At 43.6% G+C, this 2464-nt stretch carries 2 protein-coding genes; both read left to right on the forward strand.

Annotated elements, in window-relative coordinates; translation table 11 throughout:
* The first annotated feature begins 451 nt into the window (after positions 1-451).
* The gene (locus ACP45E_RS18275) at positions 452-2113 is read left to right on the forward strand and encodes an amidohydrolase family protein (protein WP_017039125.1); all 1662 of its coding nucleotides are present in this window, start codon (positions 452-454) and stop codon (positions 2111-2113) included.
* A gap of 17 nt (positions 2114-2130) precedes the next feature.
* On the forward strand, positions 2131-2464 hold a 334-nt coding region (locus ACP45E_RS18280; protein WP_069585389.1), incomplete at its 3' end, for a hypothetical protein.

Raw genomic sequence — 2464 nt, forward strand, 5'->3', positions numbered from 1 at the left:
GAAAACGCAGGTGCCGTTTTTTCAAGCAAGTGATCGGTTTAAACCAGTGACTGAAGCGATGACTTGCTCGCAAGAATAAAGTAAAGGTGAGATACGCGGCTAATTCAATAAACGGATGAAGTAAAGCGACTCCAGTCGAAAGCCTCAATCACCATCAAACCGATAACCATCGTGCTGATATTCATATCTTGGTTTTATGCCTCAACGATATCTATTCTGTCTAAATAATGGAAAACCACTTTTAAAGACCAACACCAAGGCTCTCATCATTAACTCAAGTTTTAAGTTTGTAGGGTTAGATCAGACAAACTGAAATTTTGTTATATAAAAATTGAGCTAGAATTATCTCAGCTTCCAAAGGTAAGCCAGAAATACAAACGGCAGTACGACAATTAATTTCAGCTGAAATAGGTAAACACTTTTAACCTTTCCAGCAACAAAGAGAGAAATCATGAAAAAATCATTCAAGAAAGGCCGCATAAGCGGACTTGTTAGTATCGCATTGTGCCTAGGTGCGTCAGGAGCTTTTGCCGCGGATTACGACCTAGTTATCGAGAATGGACGAGTGATGGACCCTGAAAGCATGCTGGATGCTGTATTAAACGTCGGGATCAAAGATGGTCAAATCATCAAAATCACGGCAGAAAAACTCGACGGTGATGAGACAATCGATGCGACAAATCAAGTGGTTGCCCCAGGTTTCATTGATACCCATTTTCACTCGCTAGATGGTTTATCTATCAAGCTTGCAGCCCTAGATGGTGTAACATCGGGTATGGATCTGGAAGTCGGTGCGATTCGCGTCGGTGAGTGGTATGAAGAAAAAGCGGGTAAATGGCCACTGAACTACGGTACTGGTGTCAGCCACGAAGGAGCTCGTCTTCAAATCCTAGATCCTGAAGTGAAAATTACAGGCCCACATGATGCAACTACGATTCTTGGCTCGCTTCGAACTGAAGCGGCTAAAGACGGTGTGAGTGGCTGGTCTGAGACCAAAGCTGATATCGAGCAGATGAACCAAATCCTTTCTGTTCTTGATCAAGGCTTTGCAGAAGGTGCATTGAACCTAGCTTCAACAACCGCTTATATGAAAGATGGTTTGACGGCATTTGAGATGTACGAGTCCATGAAAGTCGCAGCAAACTGGGACCGATTTGTATCATCACATACCCGTTTTCACGCTAACCCTTCAAATCCAGAAGCACAGCTGGGTTTTGACGAAATCTTTACCAATGCGATGCTTCTCGACTTACCATTTTTGATGCTCCACAACAACGACTTCGGTTGGTGGGAAGTAGAAGAAAAGCTAAAGCTTGCACGAGAGAAAGGCTTAGTGATGTGGTCTGAATACTATCCATATGATGCGGCATCCACTGCGATTGGTTCATCTTTCCTTGTACCGGAGTCTGTGGAAGGGATGTACAACGCGAAGTATGAAGAAATGATGTACGACCCAACACGCGATAAATTTCTGACCAAAGAAGAGTATCTGGTCATTGCCGCTGAAGAACCGGGTCACTTGGTGGTTCTGTTTAGCCCTGCACGTAAAGATTGGATGAAATACTGGCTACAAATTCCAAACATGACCGTTGCAGCAGATTCTATCTATTCAGGTTTAGGTACTGATTCTTGGGATGCCGATCCAACAGAATATCAAGGTCACCCTCGAACTGCGGGTACTCGAGGCAAAGTATTACGTATGGCACGTGAAGAAGGCGTACCATTGTTATTCACACTTGCTCAAACGTCTTACTGGGCAGCAAAGCATCTAGGTGATGCGGGTGTTGAATCAATGAAAGTTCGTGGTCGTATGCAAGAAGGCATGGTTGCGGATATCACCATTTTCGACCCAGAAAACGTAACCGATAATGCGACTTACAAAGCCAAAGAACAAGGCAATCCAACAACCGGTATTTCTTATGTCATCGTAAATGGTGAGCAAGTGGTTAAAGAAGCTGAGTTCCAAAAAGTATGGGCAGGCCAACCCATTCGTAACACACCATCGGATGAATCGCGATTTGAAGGATTGAGCAAAGAAAAGTTCTTGGAAAACCTAACAGTACCAACGATTTCTATCGATGACTCGGGTGCCTCTGGCAATCCGCAACTATAGAAAAAAGTGAGGTAATCATGATCAAAAAGGCTATATGTGCATTGCTACTCACGGGTTCGTTTTCAGGAACGACAAGTGCAACTAGCATCGATGATATGGGATTTGATGTGTCTAGTTTTAAACAAACAGGACAACAAATATCTGTCAAAGAACCGAAAGCGCCAACGTTAGTTCAGGAGAGTAAACTGGCCTCATATGTAAGCGAAGTCGGCGTAGATGTCGCCAATTTGTCTCAGGTGCAAGTTGATGATTTGATCGGAAGTTATGACCAATTGCCATCAGCGATCTTTTGTGATGAACATCAAGAGTTCGAGATTCAGATATCAAGGACGAATAAGATCGGAAGAGCGG

The sequence above is a fragment of the Vibrio genomosp. F10 str. 9ZD137 genome (genome assembly GCF_049974785.1).
Taxonomy (GTDB): Bacteria; Pseudomonadota; Gammaproteobacteria; order Enterobacterales; family Vibrionaceae; genus Vibrio.

Bases quoted from the DNA above. Each gene is read 5' to 3' on its own strand.
- ACP45E_RS18275 (WP_017039125.1), top strand. From the start codon at position 452: ATGAAAAAATCATTCAAGAAAGGCCGCATAAGCGGACTTGTTAGTATC.